Raw genomic sequence first — 2,816 nt, 5'->3', positions numbered from 1 at the left:
TGACGGCTGACGACGCCGCCAAGGCAGGGCGGGGCGCTCGACTGTACAAGTCGATCGCCGCGCTGTCCGGTTCCACGATCATGATCGCGATCGGCATGATCGCGATCTTCCTGCTGATCCACGCCATCCCGGCGCTGCGCGCCAACCACGCCAACTTCTTCACCAGCGCGCAGTTCGACACCACCAACAGCGACCACCTGGCATTTGGTATCCGTGACCTGTTGATGGTGACGGTGCTGAGCTCACTACTCGCCCTGGCGTTGGCGGTACCAGTCGCGATCGGGATCGCAGTGTTCCTCACCCAATACGCGCCGGCAAGGCTGTCACGCCCATTCGGAGCGTTAGTCGATCTGCTGGCCGCGGTGCCGTCGATCGTCTTCGGGCTGTGGGGAATTTTCGTGGTTGCACCGCAACTCGCGCCGATCGAAGACTTGCTAAACCGAGACCTGGGATGGCTGTTTCTGTTCAAGGCTGGAGACGTTTCGTTGGCCGGCGGCGGCAATATCTTCACCGCCGGGGTCGTGCTTGCCGTGATGGTCTTGCCGATTATCACTTCGGTCTCGCGAGAAGTATTCCGGCAGACTCCGTCTCCCCACATCGAAGCAGCGCAAGCATTGGGCGCGACAAAGTGGGAGGTAATACGGATGACCGTGTTGCCGTTCGGTCGTAGCGGTGCCGTCGCCGCATCAATGCTGGGGCTGGGCCGGGCGCTGGGCGAAACCGTCGCCGTGCTGATCATCTTGCGCGCGGCCGCTCGTCCCGGGAATTGGTCACTATTCGATGGCGGCTACACGTTCGCTTCCAAAATTGCCTCTGCGGCAAACGAATTCAGCGAGCCACTGCCGACCGGGGCCTATATTGCGGCCGGATTCGTACTGTTCGTCCTGACATTCATCGTCAACGCCGTCGCCCGCGCGATCGTTGGCAGGGCGGTCAAGACATGAGCGCGCCCACCCTGGACCTTCCAGTCAAAGCTGTAGCGGTTCGGCGTATCAGCGCCGGGCGGCGGATCAAAAACAACGTCGCAGCACTGTTTTTCGTCACCTCTTTCGGCATCGCATTGGTACCACTGGTGTGGCTGCTGTGGGTCGTTGTCCAACGAGGTTGGTACGCCATCACGCAACCCGGATGGTGGAGTCACTCGCTGCGCGGAGTCCTGCCGGAGCAGTTTTCCGGCGGGATTTATCATGGACTCTACGGAACGCTGGCGCAGGCTGCCGTGGCGGCACTTCTGGCCGTACCACTGGGATTCATGACAGCGGTGTACTTGGCGGAATACCGTTCCAGTCGGCTGGCGCGGGTCACCAGCTTCATGGTCGACGTGCTTGCCGGGCTGCCCTCGATCGTGGCAGCGCTATTCATCTTCAGCATGTGGATCGCCACCATGGGATTTCAGCAGAGCGCCTTCGCGGTGTCGCTCGCGTTGGTATTGCTGATGTTGCCGATCGTGGTGCGCTCAACTGAGGAGATGCTCAAGCTGGTGCCCGACGATCTTCGAGAAGCCAGCTACGCGTTGGGCATTCCGAAATGGAAAACGATCATCCGAATAGTCGTCCCCATCGCGATGCCAGGCATCATCTCGGGTGTCCTGCTCGCGATCGCACGTGTCATGGGCGAAACCGCGCCGGTGCTGGTGCTGGTCGGATATAGCCGGGCCATCAACTTCGATATCTTCAACGGCAACATGGCATCGCTGCCGCTGTTGATCTACACCGAACTCAACAACCCCGAGCACGCAGGGTTCCTACGAGTTTGGGGCGCTGCACTGACGTTGATCATCGTGGTCGCCGCGGTCTACCTGGTGGCCGCTGCGGCTAACCGCCTGATCGCAATCCGTCGGCGCTAACCCGTTATCCGGGACATCCGGCGACGACGTACTTGATCGCTCTGTCATTGCCGCGGTCGGCGACGTATACGTTGCCCGCACTGTCCAGGGCAAGCTGCAACGGCGTGTTGAGACCGGTAAGTGCCAGTGGCGTAGGAACATTCGACCCGACCGGCAATTTCAGGACCTGGTTGTTGTCGTGTTCGCTGACGTAGACATTGCCGGCCCCGTCCACCGCGACACCCCACGGGACAGTCAAACCGGTAACCGGCAGAATGGTCTGGCTGTTGGATCCAGCCTCCAGCTTGACCACCCTGTTGTTGTCCGTGTCGGCGACATACACGTTGCCTGCGCCGTCGACCGCCACACCATCTGGGTTGTTCAATCCGGTGAACGGCAAATCGATCGGGGTGTTCGACCCGGTGGGCAACTTCACCACCCTGTTGTTGCCCCGGTCGGCGACATACACGTTGCCAGCGCTATCCAGCGCAATGCCCTCTGGGTAATTGAGACCGGTGAACGGCAGCTGGGTCTGGTTGTTCGAACCGGCCGGCAACATCACCACCCTGTTATTGAAGTCGGTGACGTACACGGCGCCCGCCGCGTCGACAGCCACCGCCTGGGGTTGGTACAGACCGGTGAACGGCAGCACTGTCGGCGTCGTCGACCCAGGCGCCAATTTCACCACTCGGCCATACATGCCTTGGTTGGTGACGTACACCGCGCCTGCGGAGTCCACTGCCACCCCGCCGGGCGACAGCCGGAAGTTCAGCCCCTCGAACGGCAGCACGTTTTGTCCGCAGGCTTGCGTCGTCGGACCCGAAGAGGAGTGCGGTCTTACCAGGTATCCGAAAATGGCGATGAGCAGAACCAACACCACGCCCGCGAGGATCCACCACTTGCGTCTGCTGGGCCGCTGGGGCGCGCTGGGTGCGAAATCAGGATGCTGTGCCGCGGGTTGTGGGCGCACCGGCGGCGGGCCGACGGGCAC

3 protein-coding genes are annotated in these 2,816 nt (G+C 61.8%); 2 read left to right on the top strand and 1 reads right to left on the bottom strand.

All coding sequences use genetic code 11. The features are described from left to right. Positions 1 to 944 (top strand): phosphate ABC transporter permease subunit PstC (pstC, locus tag WB785_RS18975; RefSeq protein WP_424080839.1); only part of this gene is annotated, 944 nt, incomplete at its 5' end. Beyond that, positions 941 to 1,846, top strand: a complete 906-nt coding sequence (gene pstA / locus WB785_RS18970) for a phosphate ABC transporter permease PstA (protein ID WP_424080838.1) — start codon at positions 941 to 943, stop codon at positions 1,844 to 1,846. The genes pstC and pstA, both read left to right, overlap by 4 nt. Positions 1,847 to 1,850: 4 nt before the next feature. Here the strand turns inward: pstA and WB785_RS18965 are convergent. Next, positions 1,851 to 2,816: SMP-30/gluconolactonase/LRE family protein (locus tag WB785_RS18965; RefSeq protein ID WP_424080837.1), on the bottom strand; the 966-nt coding region annotated here is incomplete at its 5' end.

Origin of the sequence: Mycobacterium sp. (assembly GCF_049585075.1) — a bacterium.
Lineage (GTDB): Bacteria > Actinomycetota > Actinomycetes > Mycobacteriales > Mycobacteriaceae > Mycobacterium.
This window is presented reverse-complemented; position numbering and strand designations above follow the sequence as displayed.